Raw genomic sequence first — 18619 nt, forward strand, 5'->3', positions numbered from 1 at the left:
CGGATCCCGTGCGCCTGCTGTCAGGGCAGGCGCACGGACTGCGCGTGCCGGAACGTGTCCGTCGGGTCCCAGCGGGCCTTGACCTGCTGCAACCGGGCGTAGTTCGCGCCGAAGTACAGCTCGGTCCACGGCGTCGTGGACGAGTTCCAGTCCGGGTCGGACAGGTCGGCATCCGGATAGTTGACGTAGCAGCCGTCGAGCTGGGCGTCGGCCACCGGCACACCGCCCCGGTCGGCGAACACCTCGCGATACGACGACCTGATCCAGTCCAGGTGCCGGTCGTCGTCGGCCGGGTCGGCCCAGTACACCTGCCACTGCGCCTTGAGCACGCTGTCACGGTGCGGGTATGCCGTCGCGTCGGGCGCGACGTCGTTGATCGCTCCGCCGAACGAGTCGAGCTGCAGCTGCGCGTCCGGGTGCGCGTACTCCAGCGACGCCCGGATCGCCGCCCGCTGCGTCGGGGTGAACCCGCGCCGCAGGAACGCCGACTTGTACTTGGCCCGCAGCCCCAGGTCGCTGCCCGCGGCGAGCTGGTTGGCCCACTGCCAGCGCAGCCGCCGCGGCGCGGCCGCGTCGGGCAGCGCGGCGGCCTTGCCGCTGTCACGGGTCATCGGCCCGGCGGGCGTCACCCCCGCGCCGACCTCGGCGACGAAGGCACGCAGCAACTGCTCGGCGTCGGGCGCGGTCGCGTCCATCGTGGTGCGCAGGCTGATCCCCGCCGCGGCCCGGGTCGGCACCAGCAGCGCGGCGGCCAGGCCCGCGTACGGGTCGTCCGAGGCGGCGTGCCGCTCGTGCCACCTGCCGAAGTTGTCCAGCAGCAGATCGAAGCCGTCACGGTCGAGGCTCGCCCAGGGCCAGGTCACCGCGTGCAGCCAGACCTCGGCCGGGGGAGCGGGCAGCGCCTTGTCCGGGCTCGTCCCACCCGAGCGCAGCCAGAAGCGGGTGACCACGCCGAACGTGCCGCCACCGCCGCCGGTGTGCGCCCACCACAGGTCGTGGTGGGGGTCGGCCGGATCGGCGGTCGCCACGACGGCGCGCACCGCGCCGTCCGCGCCGACGACGACCACCTCGACCGCGTGCAGGTGGTCGACGGTGAGGCCGTGCCGCCGCGACAGCACGCCGTATCCGCCGCCGGTGAAGTGCCCGCCCACGCCGACGCTGTGGCAGGACCCGCCAGGGACGGTGACGCCCCAGTTCTTGAACAGCGTCCGGTAGACAGCCCCCAGGGTGGCCCCGGCTCCGATCGCGAACGCCCCCCGTGCCTCGTCCCACTCGACCGAGGCCAGCCCGGACAGGTCGAGCAGCAGGGACACCTCGGGGTCGGCGACGAAACCCTCGTAGCAGTGGCCGCCGCCGCGCACCGCGATGCGGCGTCCGGTGTGCACGGCCCGGGCCACGGCCGCGACGACCTGGCCGGTGTCGTGCACCCGGTGCACCTCGTCCGGCTTGCCGGTGAAGCGGCGGTTGAGCGCCCGCACCGTGTCGGCGTACGCGGGGTCGGCAGGTCCCAGGATCAGCGCTTCCGCCATGCCGGTCACATTACTAGAAACAAACCTAAATGTAGACCGGGTGCGGGCCGACGACCGGGAGCGACGCAGGCGGGTGTCAACGCGGCGTCGAGGTTGGACTGTGCCGCGTCATGATCGTGTCAAGGCGGGTTACCGATCGCCTTGCGGCGGGGCAGTGTTCGGCGCATGTCTGCCCGCTTCACCCGCCGCCACATCCTCGGCCGGGCTCTGCACCCTCACGCGGCCCGCGCCGACCGCGCCGCCGCGCGTGCCATCGTGATCGTCCAGGCGGCGCTGCTGCTGGCCTGCGTCGTGGGCGTGCTCGTCACCCTGCGGTGACGGCATGCCCACGGTGTAAACGCCGCGTCAAGATGGTCCGGCGGCCCGTAGCGATCCCGTCAAGAACGCTGCAGGGCCGCCACGGCGGACGTTTGTATTGATCGGCGCGGTCACCCCGACCGCCGTCGATCGATCCCTCTGGGGAGGGCGTCATGCGTCAGCAGTCACGGAGCACGCCGGAAGAGGCCGGCCGCCGGACCCCGTTCGGCATCAACCTCGCGCTCGGCGCGGTCGTGGTGGCCGCTGCGACGGCGGTCATCGCGGCCGGTGTCGGTGATCCCGACGCCCGCCTGGTCCTGGCGGCGCTCGCCGTCGGCGGGTACGCGGCGCTGGTCGCCGACACCCGCGCGGCGCTGGTCACCGCGCTCATCGGCTTCCTGCTGTTCGACGGGTTCCTGGTGAACCAGTACGGCGAGCTCACCTGGAGCGGCGTCACCACCCTGTGGAACCTCGCCGTGTTCGGCCTGGCGCTGGGGCTGGGGCTGGGGCAGCGCTGGATCCGGCACGCGCTGGAGCAGACCCTGGTCGAGGCGGCGGTCACAGGCGCGTCAAAGCCGCGTCAAGAACGTCGGGGCGTCCGTAGCGATGACGTCAAGAGCGCTCACCTGGGCTGTTTTCCGGAGTTTGATTGCGTCCGTTCCGATCACCGGCTGGTGCCGGGCGGAGCAGAATACGGGCAAATGCCGCAAACACACACTCGATAGGAGGCGCACGGTGGCTGACCTGGCTTACGTGCTGCTCACGGTGGGTCTGTTCGCAGTGCTCGCTCTCGTCGTACGAGGAGCGGAGCGACTGTGACTGCCAACCTGGTCGGCTTGGTGATCGCCTGCGCACTGGCGGTCTTCCTGGTCTTCGCCCTGCTGTTCCCTGAGAAGTTCTGACGATTCGGAGAGTTGTCCTCAGATGAGTACGACAGCCGCGGGAGTGGTCTTCATCCTCTCGCTCATCGTGGCGCTGGCGGTCGCGTACCGCTACCTCGGTGACTACATGTTCCGTGTGGTCGCCGCGGAGCGCCACGGCCGCGTCGAGCGCGGTATCTACAAGGTGCTCGGCGTCGATCCGAACGCCGAGCAGTCCTGGGGTGTGTACGCCCGCAGCGTTCTTGCCTTCTCGCTGATCTCGATCCTGTTCCTGTACGCGTTCCTGCGCCTGCAGGATCTGATCTTCAAGGTCCCGGACTTCGCGACCTCGATCGACGAGCGGGTCTTCCCGCACCTGGCCTGGAACACGGCCGTCAGCTTCGTGACCAACACGAACTGGCAGGCCTACTCGGGCGAGTCCACCATGACGCACTTCGTGCAGATGGCCGGTCTCGCGGTGCAGAACTTCGTCTCCGCGGCGGTGGGCATCGCGGTGGCGGTGGCGCTGGTGCGCGGCTTCGCCCGGCGCAAGTCCGAGCAGCTGGGCAACTTCTGGGTCGACCTGACCCGGATCACGCTGCGCATCCTGCTGCCGATCGCGGTGGTCGGGGCGGTCCTGCTGGTCATCGGCGGCGTGGTGCAGAGCCTGGGCGACGGCACGATGATCGACACGCTGACCGGTGCGCAGCAGCACATCACCGGCGGTCCGGTGGCCTCCCAGGAGGCGATCAAGGAGCTGGGCACCAACGGCGGCGGCTTCTACAACGTCAACTCGGCGCACCCGTTCGAGAACCCGACCACGTGGACCAACTGGCTGCAGCTCTTCCTGATCTTCTGCATCCCGTTCGCGCTGCCGCGGGTGTTCGGCCGGATGGTCGGTGACAACCGGCAGGGCTACGCGATCCTGGCCGTGATGGCGACCATCGCCATCGCCAGCATCGCGCTGACCAACGTCTTCGAGCTGCAGCACGCCGGCACGGTCCCGCAGGCCGTGGGTGCGGCGCTGGAGGGCAAGGACATCCGGTTCGGCGTCTCCGACTCGGCGACCTTCGCCGCGGCGACGACGCTCACCTCGACCGGCGCCGTGAACTCGTTCCACGACTCCTACACCGCGCTCGGCGGCATGATGCCGATCATCAACATGATGCTCGGCGAGGTCGCGCCCGGCGGTGTCGGCGCGGGCCTGTACGGCATGCTGATCATCGCGGTGATCACGGTGTTCGTGGCGGGTCTGATGGTGGGCCGCACCCCCGAGTACATCGGTAAGAAGATCGGCGCTCGTGAGATCAAGTTCGCGTCGCTGTACTTCCTGACCACCCCCGCACTCGTGCTGACAGGCGTCGCCGCCGCGATGGCCACGGGCAATTGGAAGACCCAGCTCAACGTCGGCCCGCACGGCTTCTCCGAGGTGGTCTACGCGTTCACGTCGGCGGCCAACAACAACGGCTCGGCCTTCGCCGGCATCACGGTCAACACGCCGTGGTGGGACACCGCGCTGGGGCTGGCCATGCTGCTCGGCCGGTTCCTGCCGATCATCTTCGTGCTCGGTCTGGCCGGCTCGCTGGCGCGGCAGAAGCCGGTGCCGGCCTCGGAGGGCACGCTGCCCACGCACAAGCCGCTGTTCATCGGCATGGTCGTCGGCGTCGTGGTGATCCTGATCGCCCTGACCTTCCTGCCCGCGCTCGCGCTCGGCCCGCTGGCCGAGGGCCTGTGAGCACGGCCGCAGAAACAGACAAGGACTAGAAATGACTGTCACATCAGTGGCATCCACCCAGCCGCAGCCGCGGCAGGAGCCCAAGCGGGTCGGTGGCGGGCTGCTCGACCCGAAGCAGCTGTGGCGCTCGCTGCCCGACGCCGTGCGCAAGCTGAACCCGGCCACCCTGTGGCGCAACCCGGTCATGCTGATCGTCGAGGTCGGCGCCGTGTTCACCACCATCCTGGCGATCACGCAGCCGTCCTGGTTCGCCTGGGCGATCACGATCTGGCTGTGGCTGACCGTGATCTTCGCGAACCTGGCGGAGGCCGTGGCCGAGGGCCGGGGCAAGGCCCAGGCCGACACGCTGCGCAAGGCCAAGAAGGACACCATGGCCCGCCGCCTGATCGGCTGGTCCGAGGGCGCCCAGGCCACGCAGTTCCGTGAGGAGTCCGTCGCGGCGGCCGAACTGGCCCAGGGCGACATCGTCGTCGTCGAGGCGGGCCAGATCATCCCCGGCGACGGTGACGTGATCGAGGGCATCGCCAGCGTCGACGAGTCGGCGATCACCGGCGAGTCGGCCCCGGTCATCCGGGAGTCCGGCGGCGACCGCAGCGCGGTCACCGGCGGCACCAAGGTGCTGTCCGACCGGATCGTCGTGAAGATCACCCAGAAGCCCGGCGAGAGCTTCATCGACCGGATGATCGGCCTGGTCGAGGGCGCGAACCGGCAGAAGACCCCGAACGAGATCGCGCTCAACATCCTGCTGGCCGCGCTCACGATCATCTTCCTGCTGGCCGTGGTCACCCTGCAGCCGATGGCGATCTACGCCAAGAACTGGCAGGGCGCCGCCCTGGACACCGCGTCCTTCGGCCCGAACGGCATCAGCGGCATTGTGCTCGTCTCGCTGCTGGTCTGCCTCATCCCGACCACCATCGGCGCGCTGCTGTCCGCGATCGGCATCGCCGGCATGGACCGGCTGGTGCAGCGCAACGTGCTGGCCATGAGCGGACGTGCCGTCGAGGCCGCGGGCGACGTCAACACCCTGCTGCTGGACAAGACCGGCACGATCACGCTCGGCAACCGCCAGGCGTGGAAGTTCCTGCCTGCCGCGGGCGTCTCCGAGGAGGCGCTGGCCGACGCCGCGCAGCTGTCGAGCCTGGCCGACGAGACGCCCGAGGGCCGCTCGATCGTGGTGCTCGCCAAGGAGCAGTACGGCCTGCGGGCCCGCGAGGAGGGCGTCATGCCGCACGCCACCTTCATCCCGTTCACCGCGCAGACCCGCATGTCCGGGGTCGACCTGACCGAGGACGGGACCGCCGTCGCGAGGAGTGCGCCGGCGAGCCCCGCAAGCGGCGGCAACGGTGGCACGGTCCGGCACGTCCGCAAGGGCGCGTCCTCGGCGGTCATGAAGTGGGTCCGGGACAACGGCGGCCACCCGTCCGACGACGTCGGCCCCGCCGTGGACGCCATCTCCGGCCAGGGCGGCACGCCGCTGGTGGTCGCCGAGCACATCGACGGCCAGCCGGCCCGGGCGCTCGGCGTGATCCACCTCAAGGACGTCGTCAAGTCGGGCATGCGGGAGCGCTTCGCCGAGATGCGCCGGATGGGCATCCGTACGGTCATGATCACGGGTGACAACCCGCTGACCGCGAAGGCCATCGCCGACGAGGCCGGGGTCGACGACTTCCTGGCCGAGGCGACGCCGGAGGACAAGCTCGCCCTGATCCGCAAGGAGCAGGAGGGCGGTCGGCTGGTCGCGATGACCGGCGACGGCACCAACGACGCTCCGGCGCTCGCGCAGGCCGACGTCGGCGTGGCCATGAACACCGGCACCTCGGCCGCGAAAGAGGCCGGCAACATGGTCGACCTCGACAGCGACCCCACCAAGCTGATCGAGATCGTGGAGATCGGCAAGCAGTTGCTGATCACCCGCGGCGCGCTGACGACGTTCTCCATCGCCAACGACATCGCCAAGTACTTCGCGATCATCCCCGCGATGTTCGCGGTGGTGTACCCGAGCCTGGACAAGCTGAACATCATGCGGCTGTCCAGCCCCGAGTCGGCGATCCTGTCGGCGGTCATCTTCAACGCGCTGATCATCATCGTGCTGATCCCGCTGGCTCTGCGCGGCGTGCGCTACACGCCGAGCAGCGCGAGCAAGCTGCTGACCCGCAACCTGTGGATCTACGGCCTCGGCGGCATCATCGCACCCTTCATCGGTATCAAGATCATTGACATGATCATCTCGCTCATCCCAGGGATCTCGTGATGCGCATTCCCAGTTGGATCTCCCAGCACCTCGCCGCACTGCGGGCCGTGGTCCTCTTCACCGTGCTGACCGGACTGCTCTACCCGCTGCTCATCCTCGGGGTCGCGCAGATCCCGGGGCTGCGCGACAAGGCGGACGGCTCGCTGATCGAGGTGAGCGGCAAGCCCGTGGGCAGCTCGCTCATCGGCCAGTCGTTCACCGACGCCGACGGCAACCCGGTGCCGAAGTACTTCCAGAGCCGCCCGTCGGCCTCCGGATACGACCCGGACGCCACCGCGGCCAGCAACCTCGGCCCGGAGAGCATGGAGGACACCCTGGGCGACCCCGCGCTCGACCCGAACTCCGAGGAGGGCGACGGCAGCAAGCAGGCGCTGCTGACCCAGGTCTGCTCGCGCAGCAAGGCCGTGGGTGAGCTGGAGGGTGTGGACGGCAGCCGGCCGTACTGCACCGCCGACGGTCTGGGCGCCGTGCTGCGGGTGTTCTACAGCGACGGCGTGACCGGCAAGGTCACCCGGGCGGTCAGCGTCAACCAGGCCTGCCCCGCGACGCCGTTCATCGCCACCTACCAGGGCGTGCCGGTCGAGTGCGGCAAGTTCGGCGAGGACTACAGCAAGGGCGTGCTCGTCCCCGTGCGGGGCAGCGCTCCCGAGCAGTCGGCCGTGCCGGCCGACGCGGTCACCGCCAGCGGCAGCTCGCTCGACCCGCACGTCAGCGTCGGCTACGCCAAACTGCAGGCCAAGCGCGTCGCCGCGGCACGCGGGGTGAGCATTGACAAGGTCAACGCCCTGATCGACGAGCACACCACGGGCCGCGCCCTCGGCTTCATGGGCGAACCCGCCGTCAACGTCCTGGAGCTGAACCTGGCCCTGGACCGCATGTAGTGCAAGGAAGGGCACCTTCCCATCGCCATGCGTAGCGGAAGGTGCCCTTCCTAACCCCCTGGACCCCGTCGAAGACAGGAAGCCATGTCCCGAGGCCAGTTGAGGATCTATCTCGGCGCCGCACCAGGCGTCGGCAAGACGTACGCCATGCTGGAGGAGGCGCACCGCCGCCGCGAGCGCGGCACGGACGTGGTGGTCGGCTTCGTGGAGACCCACGGCCGCAAGCACACCCTCGACATGATCGGCGACCTCGAACTGGTGCCGCGGCGCACCGTCGAGTATCGCGGCGCCACGTTCACCGAGATGGACGTCGACGCCATCCTCGCCCGCCGGCCCGAGGTCGCGCTGGTGGACGAGCTGCCGCACACCAACGTGCCCGGCTGCCGCAACGCCAAGCGCTGGCAGGACATCCAGGAACTGCTCGACGCCGGCATCCACGTCCTGTCGACCCTGAACATCCAGCACCTGGAGTCCCTCAACGACGTCGTGCAGACCATCACCGGCGTGCCGCAGCGCGAGACCGTCCCCGATGAGGTCGTGCGCCGCGCCGAGCAGGTCGAGCTGGTCGACATGACCCCGGAGGCGCTGCGCCACCGGATGGCGCACGGCAACGTCTACCGGCCGGAGAAGATCGACGCCGCGCTGGGCAACTACTTCCGGGTCGGCAACCTCACCGCGCTGCGCGAGCTGGCGCTGCTGTGGCTGGCCGACAAGGTCGACGAGCAGCTCGACCGCTACCGCAGTCAGCACAAGATCGAAGCGACCTGGGAGGCCCGGGAGCGGGTCGTCGTCGCGCTGACCGGCGGGCCCGAGGGGGAGACCCTGATCCGCCGCGCCGCCCGTATCGCCGACCGCGCCCGCGGCGCCGACCTGCTGGCCGTGCACGTGGCCCGCAACGACGGCCTCGCCGGCGCCGACCCGGCGCTGCTGGCCAGGCAGCGCATCCTCGTGGAGAGCATGGGCGGCACCTACCACCAGGTCATCGGCACCGACGTGCCCAAGGCGCTGCTGGACTTCGCCCGCGGCGTCAACGCGACCCAGCTGGTGCTCGGCGCCAGCAGGCGGGGCCGCTTCGCGCAGATCCTCTCCCAGGGCGTCGGCGTGTCCACCATCGTGGAATCCGGCGCGATCGACGTGCACCTGGTCACCCACGACGAAGCCGGGCGGGGCCGGTTCGGCGGACCGGCCGGCAGCGCGCTGTCGGCACACCGCCGCTCGGCCGGCTACGCCCTGGCCGCGCTGGGCCTGCCCCTGCTGACCCTGCTGCTGCACCAGGTCAGCGACCTCAACCTCGGCACCGACATCCTGCTGTTCCTCGCCGCGGTCGTGGCCGTGGCGCTGGTCGGCGGCAAGTGGCCCGCCGTCGTCGCCGCGCTGGGCGGCTCCGCGCTGCTGAACTTCTTCTTCGTCCCGCCGATAGGGCGGTGGACCATCACCGACCGGGAGAACCTGCTGGCCCTGGCCGTGTTCGTGGTCGTGGCCATCGCGGTCAGCGCGACCGTCGACGCCGCCGCCCGGCGCACCCGGGAGGCGGCGCTGGCCGGCGCGGAGGCGCAGACCCTGGCCACCGTCGCGGGCTCGGTGCTGCGCGGCGACCGGCCGCTGACCGCCCTGCTGGAGCGGCTGCAGGAGACCTTCGGGCTGGAGTCGGTGACCCTGCTCGAAGCGCGCGAGGGCGCCGGCCACGGCCCGGAGCGCCGCCACGAGGTGGGCTCGTGGCGGGTGGTCGCCACGATCGGCGGCCAGCCGTGCTTCGCGCCCAACGAGGCCGACACCGACGTGCCCGTCAGCGACGACCTCACGCTGGTGCTGCGCGGGCAGCCACTGGCCGCGGCCGACCGGCGCATCCTGGAGGCGTTCGCGTCGCAGGCCGCGCTGGCGCTGCGCCACGAGCGCCTCGCCGAGCAGGCGGCTGCCGCGCTGCCGCTGGCCGCCGCCGACCGGATGCGGACCGCGCTGCTCGCGGCGGTCAGCCACGATCTGCGTACGCCGCTAGCGTCGGCGAAGGCCGCAGTGGACAGCCTGGTCAGCGACGAGATCGACTTCGACGAGGCCGACCGGGCGGAGCTGCTGGCCACCGCCGCCGAGTCGCTGGACCGGCTGAACCGGCTGGTGGAGAACCTGCTCGACATGAGCCGGCTGCAGGCCGGTGTGCTCGGCGCGACCCCGCGGCCGATGGGCGTCGAGGAGGTCGTGCCGCACGCGCTGGACGAGCTCGGCGACAGCGGCCGTACGGTGCGCATGCGCATCCCGGCCGACCTGCCCGCGGTCGTCGCCGATCCCGGGCTGCTGGAGCGGGTCCTGGTCAACGTGATCGGCAACGCGCTGCGTTACAGCCCGTCCGACCGGCCGCCCCTGGTCAAGGCCAGTGAGCATGCCGGGCGCGTGGAACTGCGCATCGTCGACCACGGGCCAGGCATTCCCGAGACGGAGTGGGACCGGGTGTTCCTGCCGTTCCAGCGGTCCGGCGACCGCAGCAACGACACCGGTGTCGGGTTGGGACTGGCGCTGGCCCGGGGCCTGAGCGAGGCCATGGACGGTACGCTCGTCCCGGAGGTCACTCCCGGCGGCGGCCTGACCATGGTGCTGTCGCTGCCCGTGGCGCAAGCCCAGGAGACGGCCCCGGCGGTCATGGCGGGGGAGGGGGCCGGAGCGGCATGACGAAGATCCTGATCGTGGACGACGAGCCGCAGATCCTGCGCGCGCTGCGGATCAACCTGCGCGCTCGCGGTTACGACGTCGAGCTGGCCCCGGACGGCGCGAACGCGCTGCGCGCCGCGGGGTCGTACCACCCCGACGTGGTGGTGCTCGACCTCGGCCTGCCCGACATGGACGGCGTCGAGGTGATCCGCGGCCTGCGCGGCTGGTCCGCGGCGCCGATCATCGTGCTGTCCGGGCGCACCGGCAGCGAGGACAAGGTCGAGGCGCTGGACGCCGGGGCCGACGACTACATCACCAAGCCGTTCGGCGTGGACGAGCTGCTGGCGCGCATCCGCGCGGTGACCCGCCGGCACTCCGCGTCGCCGGAGGCGCAGAGCGTCGTGCGCATCGGCAGGCACACCGTCGATGTCGGCAACCACCAGGTGCGCCCGACGGCCGGCGGCGGTGACATACGGCTGACCCCGACCGAATGGCACCTGCTCAGCGCCCTGGTGCGCAACCCGGGCAAGCTGGTCAGCCAGCGGCAGCTGCTGCAGGAGGTGTGGGGGCCGCAGTACGCCACGGAGACGAACTACCTGCGCCAGTACATGGCCCAGCTGCGGCGCAAGCTCGAGGACGACGCCGCGCACCCGCGTCAGCTGCTCACCGAACCGGGCATGGGCTACCGGTTCGTGCCGTACGACGAACCGGCGGTCTGAGCGCGGCTCGGTGGTCACCGCCTACTCGCCGCCGCCGATGCGGGATGATCGCGGTTATGGCACGTGGACAGCTGCGCATCTACCTGGGCGCCGCGCCCGGCGTCGGCAAGACGTACGCCATGCTGGAGGAGGCGCAGCGCCGCCGCGAGCGTGGCACCGACGTCGTGGTGGGCCTGGTGGAGACCCACGGCCGCCAGCGCACCGCCGACATGCTCGACGGCCTCGAAATCGTGCCCCGCAAGCAGGTCGAGTATCGCGGGGCGTCCTTCACCGAGATGGACGTCGACGCGGTGGTGGCCCGCGCGCCGCAGGTGGTGGTGGTCGACGAGCTGGCCCACACCAACGTGCCCGGCAGCCGCAACGGCAAGCGCTGGCAGGACATCCAGGAGCTGCTCGACGCCGGGATCAACGTGCTGTCGACGGTGAACATCCAGCACCTGGAGTCGCTCAACGACGTCGTCGAGCAGATCACCGGCATCGTGCAGCGGGAGACCGTGCCCGATCAGGTCGTGCGCCAGGCCGACCAGGTCGAGCTGGTCGACATGACGCCGGAGGCGCTGCGCCGGCGGATGGCCCACGGCAACGTCTACGGCGCGGAGAAGATCGACGCGGCGCTCGGCAACTACTTCCGGGTCGGCAACCTCACCGCCCTGCGCGAGCTGGCGCTGCTGTGGCTGGCCGACAAGGTGGACGACCAGCTGGACCGCTACCGCGCCGACCACGACATCGCCAAGACCTGGGAGACCCGCGAGCGGGTGGTCGTCGCGGTGACCGGCGGACCCGAAGGCGAGACCCTGATCCGCCGGGCGGCCCGCATCGCCGGCCGGAGCAAGGGCGCCGACCTGCTCGCGCTGCACGTGGCGCGCTCCGACGGGCTCGCCGGGGCCGACCCGGCCCTGCTGGCCAAGCACCGCCTGCTCGTGGAGAGCCTTGGCGGCACGTATCACCAGGTGGTCGGCAGCGACGTCCCGCGCGCGATGCTCGACTTCGCCCGGGGCGTCAACGCCACCCAGCTCGTGCTGGGCGCCAGCCGCCGCGGCCGGTTCGCGCAGATCCTCTCGCCCGGTGTCGGGGTCACCGCGACCGCGCTGTCCGGCCCGATCGATGTGCATCTGGTGTCGCACGAGCACAGCGGCCGCGGCAAGCGGCCGGTCTTCGGCGCCGGCATGTCGGCGCTGTCCCCGCGTCGCAGGACGGCGGGGTTCGCCCTGGCCGTGGCCGGGATGCCGCTGCTGACGCTGGTGCTGTTCGGCTTGCGCAACGACCTCTCGCTGGCCAGCGACATCCTGCTGTACCTCGCCGCGGTGATCGCCGTCGCCCTGGTGGGCGGGCTGTGGCCGGCGCTGCTGGCCGCCGTGGCGGCCTCGGTGCTGCTGAACTTCTTCTTCACCCCGCCCGTGCACACGTTCACCATCGCCCAACGCGAGAACGTGCTGGCCCTGGTCGTGTTCATCCTGGTAGCCGCCGCGGTCAGCGCGGTGGTCGACCTGGCGGCGCGGCGCACCCGCGAGGCCGCCCGCGCGTCCGCCGACGCGGGCACGCTCGCCACGGTGGCGGGCAGCGTGCTCCGCGGCGCCCGGCCGCTGCAGGCACTGCTGGAGAACCTGCGCGAGACCTTCCAGCTCGACGCGGTGACCGTGCTCGAACGCCGCGGGGACGGACCGCACGGCCCTGACTGCCAGGGTGACCCCGCCGCCTGGCGGGTCGCCGCGACCGTCGGCGGCGCGCCGTGCTTCACCCCGGCGCAGGGCGACACCGTCGTGCCCGTCGACGAGCAGGTCACCCTCGTGCTGCGCGGCCCGGCACCGGCGGCGGCCGACCGGCGGATCATCGAGGCGTTCGCGGCCCAGGCGGCGGTGGCGCTGCGCCAGGAGCGCCTGGCCGAGGAGGCGGCCAAGGCCAAGCCGCTGGAGGAGGCCGACAAGCTGCGTACGGCGCTGCTCGCCGCGGTCAGCCACGACCTGCGTACGCCGCTGGCCTCGGCGGTCGCCGCGGTGGCCGGGCTACGCAGCCAGGACGTCGAGTTCAGCGAGGAGGACAAGCGGGAGTTGCTGGCGACCGCCGCCGAGTCGCTGGACCGGCTCACCCGACTGGTCGACAACCTGCTGGACATGAGCCGGCTGCAGGCGGGCGCGCTCGGGATCACGGCCGTCGACGTGTGGCTGGACGAGGCCGTCCCGTCGGCGCTGGACGAGCTCGGCCCGCCGGGGCGCGGGGTCGGTGTCCGGATACCCGACGACCTGTCGGCCGTGCGCGCCGACCCGGGACTGCTGCAGCGGGTGCTGGTGAACGTCGTCAGCAACGCGCTGCGGTTCAGCCCGCCGGACCGCCCACCGCTCGTCACCGCCAGCGAACACGGCGACCTGGTCGAGCTCCGGGTCATCGACCACGGTCCGGGCATTCCCGAGGAGCAGCGCGATCAGGTCTTCCTGCCGTTCCAGCGGCTCGGCGACCGCAGCAACGAGTCGGGGGTGGGGCTGGGGCTGGCCCTGTCCCGAGGGCTGATCGAGGCGATGGGCGGGACACTGCTGCCGGAGACGACCCCCGGCGGCGGCCTGACGATGGTGCTCAACCTGCCCGCGGTGCCACCCCCGCCGGGCCTGACCGCGGCGGAGGCCGCGGCCGCCGACCGCGCGTTCACCGAGGGGCTGCACCGCCCCGGACCGGACGGCCACGACGAGCGCTGACTGCCGGAGTGCAGCGCAGGGCGCCCGTCAAGCCCCGAGCGGTCATCACTACGAAATCCTGACGCTCCAGAATCTTCACGAAGTTGTGAAAAGAGCGTACGTTCCGAAGCATGACTTACGCGATCTCCGCGACCGGTCTGACCAAGGCGTTCGGGCGCAGCCGCGCTCTCAACGGCCTGGACCTGACCGTCGCCACCGGCGAGGTGCACGGCCTGCTCGGGCCGAACGGCGCCGGGAAATCGACCACCATCCGGGTGCTGCTGGGCATGCTTCGCGCCGACGCGGGCGAGGTCCAGGTGCTCGGCGGGGACCCCTGGCGCGACGCCGTCGCCCTGCACCGCCGCCTGGCCTACGTGCCCGGTGACGTCAACCTGTGGCCCAACCTGACCGGCGGCGAGGCCATCGACCTGTTCGGCGACCTGCGCGGCGGGCTGAACCCCGCCCGCCGCAAGGAGCTCGAGGAGCGCTTCCAGCTCGACCCGACCAAGCGCTGCCGCACCTACTCCAAGGGCAACCGGCAGAAGGTCGCGCTGGTCGCCGCCTTCTCCTCCGACGTCGAACTGTTCGTGCTCGACGAACCGACCTCGGGCCTGGACCCGCTCATGGAGGCCGCGTTCCAGCAGACCGTGCGCGAGGTGACCGCCAAGGGCGCCACGGTGCTGCTGTCCAGCCACATCTTCTCCGAGGTCGAGGCGCTGTGTTCGCGGGTGAGCATCATCCGCGAGGGCGTCACCGTCGAGTCCGGCACCCTGTCCGAGCTGCGCCACCTCACCCGGACCACGATCACCGTGGAGGCCGGCGAGCCGCTCACCGGCCTGGCCGGGCTGCCCGGCGTGCACGACCTGGAGGCCGACACCACCCGGGCCCGCTTCGACGTCGACTCGACCGCGCTGCCCGCCGTGCTCGCACACCTCGCGACGTTCGACGTACGAGCGCTGACCAGCCAGCCGCCGACGCTGGAGGAGCTGTTCATGCGCCACTACGGCCAGGAACCGGCCGAGATCGGGGCGTCCCGGTGAGTGCTTACGCGGGCACCGGCCGGCTGGTCCGCCTCGCCGCCCGGCGGGACCGGATCCAGCTGCCGATCTGGATCATCGCCTCGGCCGGGCTCATGTCGGCCGGCACCAGCGCCGTCGCGAGCGAGTTCCCGACCGAGGCGTCGCGGATCACCGCGCTGCAGGGCGCGGGTTCCAGCCCGGCCGTGCTGGTGATGCGCGGCGTGCCGGTCGGCTCCGACCTCGGCGCCCTGGTCAACTTCCGCAACCTCGCCTCGATCCTGGTGGTCGTCGCGCTGATGAGTACCTTCGCGGTGGTCCGGCACACCCGGCAGAACGAGGAGACCGGCCGCGCCGAGCTGATCGGGGCCGGCGCGGTGGGCCGCCACGCCCCGCTCACCGCGGCACTGGTCCTGGTCTTCGCCGCCAATGTGCTGTTCGGCGCGGCGATGACCCTCACCATCCTGTCGGGCGGCCTGGCCGCCGAGGGCGCGGTCGCGTTCGGGGCCGCGTCCACCGTGACGGGGCTGGCGTTCGCCGGGATCGCCGGGATCGCCGCGCAACTCTTCCAGGGCGCACGCGCCGCCAACGGCTTCGCGGCCTCCACGGTCGGCGTCTTCTACCTGGTCCGCGGCATCGGCGACGCGCTCGGCGAGCGGTCCGCCGACGGCCTCACCGTCACCCCGAACTGGCTGTCCTGGCTGTCGCCGCTGGGCTGGGGCGCGCTGGTCCGCCCGTACGGGCAGGAGCGCTGGTGGGTGCTGGCGCTGCCGCTCGCCCTGTTCGCGGTGTGCGTGGCCGTCGCGTTCGTGCTCGTCGACCGCCGGGACCTGGGTGCCGGATTGATCCCCGACCGGCCCGGACCGGCCCACGCCTCGCGCGGCCTGCGCAGCCCGCTGGGCCTGGCCTGGCGGCTCAACAAGGGCTCCACCATCGGCTGGGTGATCGGCGGCGCGGTGTTCGGCCTGGGCATCGGCTCGCTGGGCAACACGGTGAAGGACGCTCTGGGCACGAACGCCGGAGTGGTCGAGATGATGGAAGGGCTCGCCGGCAACGGCGGACCCGACCTGGTCGCGATCTTCTTCGCCGCGATGATGAACACCTACGGCGCCCTCGCCGCGGGTTTCGTCATCCAGGCGCTGCTGCGGCTGCGTTCGGAGGAGGTCGGCGGCACCGCCGAGGCGGTGCTGTCCACGGCGGTCGGCCGGGTCCGCTGGGTGGGTTCGCACGTGGCATGCACCGTCGTCGGCGCGGCGGTGATGCTGGTGCTGGCCGGCGCGTTCACCGGGCTCGCCGACGCCGCCTCCGGCGGTGACGTGGGAGTGCTGACGCTGGCCGGAGCCGGGCTGGCCCAGCTTCCCGCGGCGCTGGTCGTGGCGGGCGTGGTGGTGCTGGCGTTCGGCGGCCTGCCACGGCTCGCGGTCGGCGCGGCCTGGGGGATGCTCGTGCTGAGCATCGCCTTCGGCCTGTTCGGCGACCTGTTCGGCCTGCCGCAGGTGGTCCGCGACCTGTCCCCGTTCACGCACGTGCCGGCGATCCCGGCGGTCGACCCGTCGGCCACGCCGCTGCTGGCGCTGACGGCGGTCGCGGTCGCCCTGACGGCGGCGGGTATGGCCCTGTTCCGGCGGCGCGACCTGGCCACCTGATCGTCGGGCGGCCCCGGTGTTGGAGGATGTGCGGATGGCAGAACGTGACGAGGAAGCCGTACGGCGGTTCGTCGAGCACCTGGCGATGACGCTCAACGACCTCGGCTTCCCCCGGATGCCGGCGCGCGTGCTCGGCGCGCTGACGGTCGCCGAGGACGGCGTGCTGACCGCCGCCCAGCTCGGCGCATGGCTCGGGGTCAGTCCTGCCGCCGCCTCCGAGGCCGTGCGCTACCTGGTCCAGGTCGGACTGGTGCTGCGGGAGCCGGTGCCCGGTTCCCGCAGCACCCGCTACCGCGCGGTCGGCAACTCCTGGTACATGGCCAGCGTCGCCAAGGGCGGCGTCTACAAGCAGGTGGCCGACGTGATGGGCGAGGGTGTCGCGGCGGTCGGCGCGGCCACCGCGGCCGGCGCCCGCATCACGGAGATGACGGAGTTCTTCCTGTTCCTGCAGGAGGAGATCGCCGCCCTGGTCGAGAAGTGGCAGGCCAAGCGGGCCGGCACGGCCTGAGCCGACCGGGCGGGTCAGGCAGGCCGGCGCAGCACCGTCACCGCGAAGTCGGCGTCCTCGCGCCACGGCCGCAGGTCCCACGTCGCGAAGCGGTGCTCCAGGACCAGCCCGGCGCCGGCGGCGTGGGCGTCGAAGTCGGACAGGTCGTAGCCGCGCCCGGTGCCGAAGCCGACCACCACCGGGCCGTCGGGCCGCACATGCGCGGCGACCTGGCACAGCACCTCGGCCTCGGTGTCCGGGGCGAGGTAGAGCATGACGTTGCCGGCCAGGATCGCGGCGTCGAACAGCCGGGGCTGCCCGTGCGCGCGCAGGTCGAGTTCGGTGAGGTCGCCGACGACCCACTCGATGTCCGGGAAGTCCTGGCGGGCCGCCTCGATCAGGGTCGCGTCGGCGTCGACGCCGAGCACGGTGTGGCCGCGTTCGGCCAGCGCGGCCCCGACCCGCCCGCTGCCACAGCCCGCGTCGAGCACCGTGGAGCCGGGCGCGATCATCGCATCGAGCGTCCGCGCCTCACCCGCGAGGTCATGACCCGCCGCCGCCATCTGCCGGAACCGGTCTGCCATCCGCTGCGCGTGCCCGCTCGCGGTCTCGGTCACCCACCGCGTCTGCCGTCCCATGCCCGCCCCCACTCCATCCGTCCTGCCCAGCCTCCCACCCCCGCTCTGCCCCGCGTCCTGCGGGCAGGCCGCCCCCTTGACAGCCGTGATCATCGTGCGCAGCATGGCGGAGTCCCACCCGGAGTCTCCGGCCCGTACGCGGGCAAGAGGGCGGCATCGCATGAGCACGATCACGCACGCGCAGGCTTACCTGGTCGACGTCGAGGTGGAGACGGTACGCACCGACGCGGTGCAGGCGTTCCTCAAGCAGGAGACGGTGTTCGTCGAGATCGCGACCGCCGACGGCGGCTCGGGCACCGGTTATACGTACACCATCGGCACCGGCGGCACCGCCGTCCTGGCGATGCTGCGCGACCACCTGCTGCCGCGCCTGCTCGGCGCCGACGCGCGCCGGGTCGAGGCGGTCTGGCACGACCTGTTCGCCGCCACCCGCGCGACCACGGTCGGCGCGATCACCTCGCTGGCGCTGGCGGCGGCCGACACCGCGCTGTGGGACTGGCGGTGCCGCTCGGCGGGCCTGCCGCTGTGGGTGATGGCCGGTGGCGCGAAGGACCGCATCCCGCTCTACGACACCGAGGGCGGCTGGCTGCACCTGTCCACTGACGAGCTGGTCGACGGCGCGAAACGGTCGCAGGCGGCGGGCCTGCCCGGCGTGAAGATCAAGATTGGGAAGCCTTCGGCGGCCGAGGACGTCGAGCGCGTCGCCGCGCTGCGCGCCGCGGTGGGCCCGGCGTTCGACGTGATGGTCGACGCGAACCAGTCGCTGACCGGGGCCGAGGCCGTCCGGCGGGCCCGCCTGCTCGAACCGTACGACCTGGCCTGGCTGGAGGAGCCACTGCCCGCCGACGACGTCGCCGGGCACGAGGCGCTGGCACGGTCGACCTCGATCCCCGTGGCCGTGGGCGAATCGCTGTACTCCGTCGGCCAGTTCCGGGAGTACCTGCAGCGCCAGGCCGCCGGCATCGTGCAGGTCGACGTCGCCCGCGTCGGCGGCATCACGCCGTGGCTCAAGGTCGCCCACCTGGCCGAGGCGTTCAACGTCGCGGTGTGCCCGCACTTCCTGATGGAGCTGCACGTCAGCCTGTGCTGCGCGGTGCCCGCCAGCCGCTACCTCGAACACATCCCGCAGCTGCGCGCGATCACCCGGGAGCCGATGGCCGTCGTCGACGGTCACGCCGTCGCGCCGAGCACTCCTGGCCTCGGCATCAGCTGGGACCGCGACCAGATCGACAACCGCAGGGTTGCCTGACGGCC

Annotated in this window: 15 protein-coding genes; 13 read left to right on the forward strand and 2 right to left on the reverse strand. The window is 71.9% G+C overall.

Features of this window, described 5'->3' with window-relative positions; translation table 11 throughout:
- Positions 1 to 20 precede the first annotated feature (20 nt).
- The gene (locus tag HAV39_RS09680) at positions 21 to 1529 is read right to left on the reverse strand and encodes an FAD-binding oxidoreductase (RefSeq protein WP_191838825.1); all 1509 of its coding nucleotides are present in this window, start codon (positions 1527 to 1529) and stop codon (positions 21 to 23) included.
- Between the two features lie 165 nt (positions 1530 to 1694).
- Between HAV39_RS09680 and HAV39_RS09685 the strand changes: the two genes are divergently transcribed.
- The 12 genes from HAV39_RS09685 (at position 1695) to HAV39_RS09740 (ending at position 16748) form a co-directional block, all read left to right on the forward strand.
- Positions 1695 to 1847, forward strand: a complete 153-nt coding sequence (locus HAV39_RS09685; RefSeq protein ID WP_191838826.1) for a hypothetical protein — start codon at positions 1695 to 1697, stop codon at positions 1845 to 1847.
- Between the two features lie 152 nt (positions 1848 to 1999).
- Positions 2000 to 2551, forward strand: coding sequence for a hypothetical protein (locus tag HAV39_RS09690; RefSeq protein ID WP_191838827.1), 552 nt, complete (start codon positions 2000 to 2002; stop codon positions 2549 to 2551).
- Between the two features lie 90 nt (positions 2552 to 2641).
- Positions 2642 to 2728 carry a K(+)-transporting ATPase subunit F gene (gene kdpF / locus HAV39_RS43600; RefSeq protein WP_120315222.1) on the forward strand — a complete coding sequence of 29 codons (87 nt, stop codon included), beginning with the start codon at positions 2642 to 2644 and terminating at the stop codon, positions 2726 to 2728.
- Between the two features lie 22 nt (positions 2729 to 2750).
- Positions 2751 to 4421 carry a potassium-transporting ATPase subunit KdpA gene (gene kdpA, locus HAV39_RS09700; protein WP_191838828.1) on the forward strand — a complete coding sequence of 557 codons (1671 nt, stop codon included), beginning with the start codon at positions 2751 to 2753 and terminating at the stop codon, positions 4419 to 4421.
- 31 nt (positions 4422 to 4452) lie between these two features.
- Positions 4453 to 6672: a potassium-transporting ATPase subunit KdpB gene (gene kdpB / locus HAV39_RS09705; protein WP_191838829.1), complete on the forward strand. Its 2220-nt coding sequence runs from the start codon at positions 4453 to 4455 to the stop codon at positions 6670 to 6672.
- Positions 6672 to 7553 (forward strand): potassium-transporting ATPase subunit C, encoded by an 882-nt coding sequence (locus HAV39_RS09710; RefSeq protein ID WP_191838830.1) that lies wholly within the window; start codon positions 6672 to 6674, stop codon positions 7551 to 7553. The genes kdpB and HAV39_RS09710 overlap by 1 nt, the downstream gene beginning before the upstream one ends.
- A gap of 84 nt (positions 7554 to 7637) precedes the next feature.
- Complete coding sequence (locus tag HAV39_RS09715) at positions 7638 to 10214, forward strand: sensor histidine kinase (RefSeq protein ID WP_191838831.1); 2577 nt, start codon at positions 7638 to 7640, stop codon at positions 10212 to 10214.
- A complete protein-coding gene (locus HAV39_RS09720; protein WP_191838832.1) occupies positions 10211 to 10912 on the forward strand; it encodes a response regulator in 702 nt (233 codons plus the stop codon). Before HAV39_RS09715 ends, HAV39_RS09720 begins: the two co-directional genes overlap by 4 nt.
- A gap of 56 nt (positions 10913 to 10968) precedes the next feature.
- On the forward strand, positions 10969 to 13599 hold the full coding sequence (locus HAV39_RS09725; protein ID WP_191838833.1) for a sensor histidine kinase: 2631 nt from the start codon (positions 10969 to 10971) through the stop codon (positions 13597 to 13599).
- 110 nt (positions 13600 to 13709) lie between these two features.
- Positions 13710 to 14618 (forward strand): ABC transporter ATP-binding protein, encoded by a 909-nt coding sequence (locus HAV39_RS09730; RefSeq protein ID WP_191838834.1) that lies wholly within the window; start codon positions 13710 to 13712, stop codon positions 14616 to 14618.
- On the forward strand, positions 14615 to 16240 hold the full coding sequence (locus tag HAV39_RS09735) for an ABC transporter permease (protein ID WP_191838835.1): 1626 nt from the start codon (positions 14615 to 14617) through the stop codon (positions 16238 to 16240). Before HAV39_RS09730 ends, HAV39_RS09735 begins: the two co-directional genes overlap by 4 nt.
- Positions 16241 to 16274: 34 nt before the next feature.
- Complete coding sequence (locus HAV39_RS09740) at positions 16275 to 16748, forward strand: GbsR/MarR family transcriptional regulator (protein WP_191838836.1); 474 nt, start codon at positions 16275 to 16277, stop codon at positions 16746 to 16748.
- A 14-nt stretch (positions 16749 to 16762) separates the two neighbouring features.
- On the opposite strand, the gene HAV39_RS09745 is transcribed toward HAV39_RS09740, so the two are convergent.
- Entirely contained in the window at positions 16763 to 17365 is a 603-nt protein-coding gene (locus HAV39_RS09745) for a class I SAM-dependent methyltransferase (RefSeq protein WP_191838837.1), read from the reverse strand.
- A 160-nt stretch (positions 17366 to 17525) separates the two neighbouring features.
- Here HAV39_RS09745 and HAV39_RS09750 point away from each other — a divergent pair, with 160 nt between their 5' ends.
- Positions 17526 to 18614 (forward strand): mandelate racemase/muconate lactonizing enzyme family protein, encoded by a 1089-nt coding sequence (locus tag HAV39_RS09750; RefSeq protein WP_191838838.1) that lies wholly within the window; start codon positions 17526 to 17528, stop codon positions 18612 to 18614.
- Positions 18615 to 18619 lie beyond the last annotated feature (5 nt).

Origin of the sequence: Catellatospora chokoriensis, from assembly GCF_011297315.1 — a bacterium.
GTDB lineage: Bacteria > Actinomycetota > Actinomycetes > Mycobacteriales > Micromonosporaceae > Catellatospora > Catellatospora citrea.

What these genes read in the sequence shown, in the direction of transcription:
- HAV39_RS09680 (WP_191838825.1), bottom strand. Translation starts at nt 1,529, where the DNA reads ATGGCGGAAGCGCTGATCCTGGGACCTGCCGACCCCGCGTACGCCGAC.
- HAV39_RS09685 (WP_191838826.1), top strand. Translation starts at nt 1,695, where the DNA reads ATGTCTGCCCGCTTCACCCGCCGCCACATCCTCGGCCGGGCTCTGCAC.
- HAV39_RS09690 (WP_191838827.1), top strand. Translation starts at nt 2,000, where the DNA reads ATGCGTCAGCAGTCACGGAGCACGCCGGAAGAGGCCGGCCGCCGGACC.
- kdpA (WP_191838828.1), top strand. Translation starts at nt 2,751, where the DNA reads ATGAGTACGACAGCCGCGGGAGTGGTCTTCATCCTCTCGCTCATCGTG.
- kdpB (WP_191838829.1), top strand. Translation starts at nt 4,453, where the DNA reads ATGACTGTCACATCAGTGGCATCCACCCAGCCGCAGCCGCGGCAGGAG.
- HAV39_RS09710 (WP_191838830.1), top strand. Translation starts at nt 6,672, where the DNA reads ATGCGCATTCCCAGTTGGATCTCCCAGCACCTCGCCGCACTGCGGGCC.
- HAV39_RS09715 (WP_191838831.1), top strand. Translation starts at nt 7,638, where the DNA reads ATGTCCCGAGGCCAGTTGAGGATCTATCTCGGCGCCGCACCAGGCGTC.
- HAV39_RS09720 (WP_191838832.1), top strand. Translation starts at nt 10,211, where the DNA reads ATGACGAAGATCCTGATCGTGGACGACGAGCCGCAGATCCTGCGCGCG.
- HAV39_RS09725 (WP_191838833.1), top strand. Translation starts at nt 10,969, where the DNA reads ATGGCACGTGGACAGCTGCGCATCTACCTGGGCGCCGCGCCCGGCGTC.
- HAV39_RS09730 (WP_191838834.1), top strand. Translation starts at nt 13,710, where the DNA reads ATGACTTACGCGATCTCCGCGACCGGTCTGACCAAGGCGTTCGGGCGC.
- HAV39_RS09740 (WP_191838836.1), top strand. Translation starts at nt 16,275, where the DNA reads ATGGCAGAACGTGACGAGGAAGCCGTACGGCGGTTCGTCGAGCACCTG.
- HAV39_RS09745 (WP_191838837.1), bottom strand. Translation starts at nt 17,365, where the DNA reads ATGGGACGGCAGACGCGGTGGGTGACCGAGACCGCGAGCGGGCACGCG.
- HAV39_RS09750 (WP_191838838.1), top strand. Translation starts at nt 17,526, where the DNA reads ATGAGCACGATCACGCACGCGCAGGCTTACCTGGTCGACGTCGAGGTG.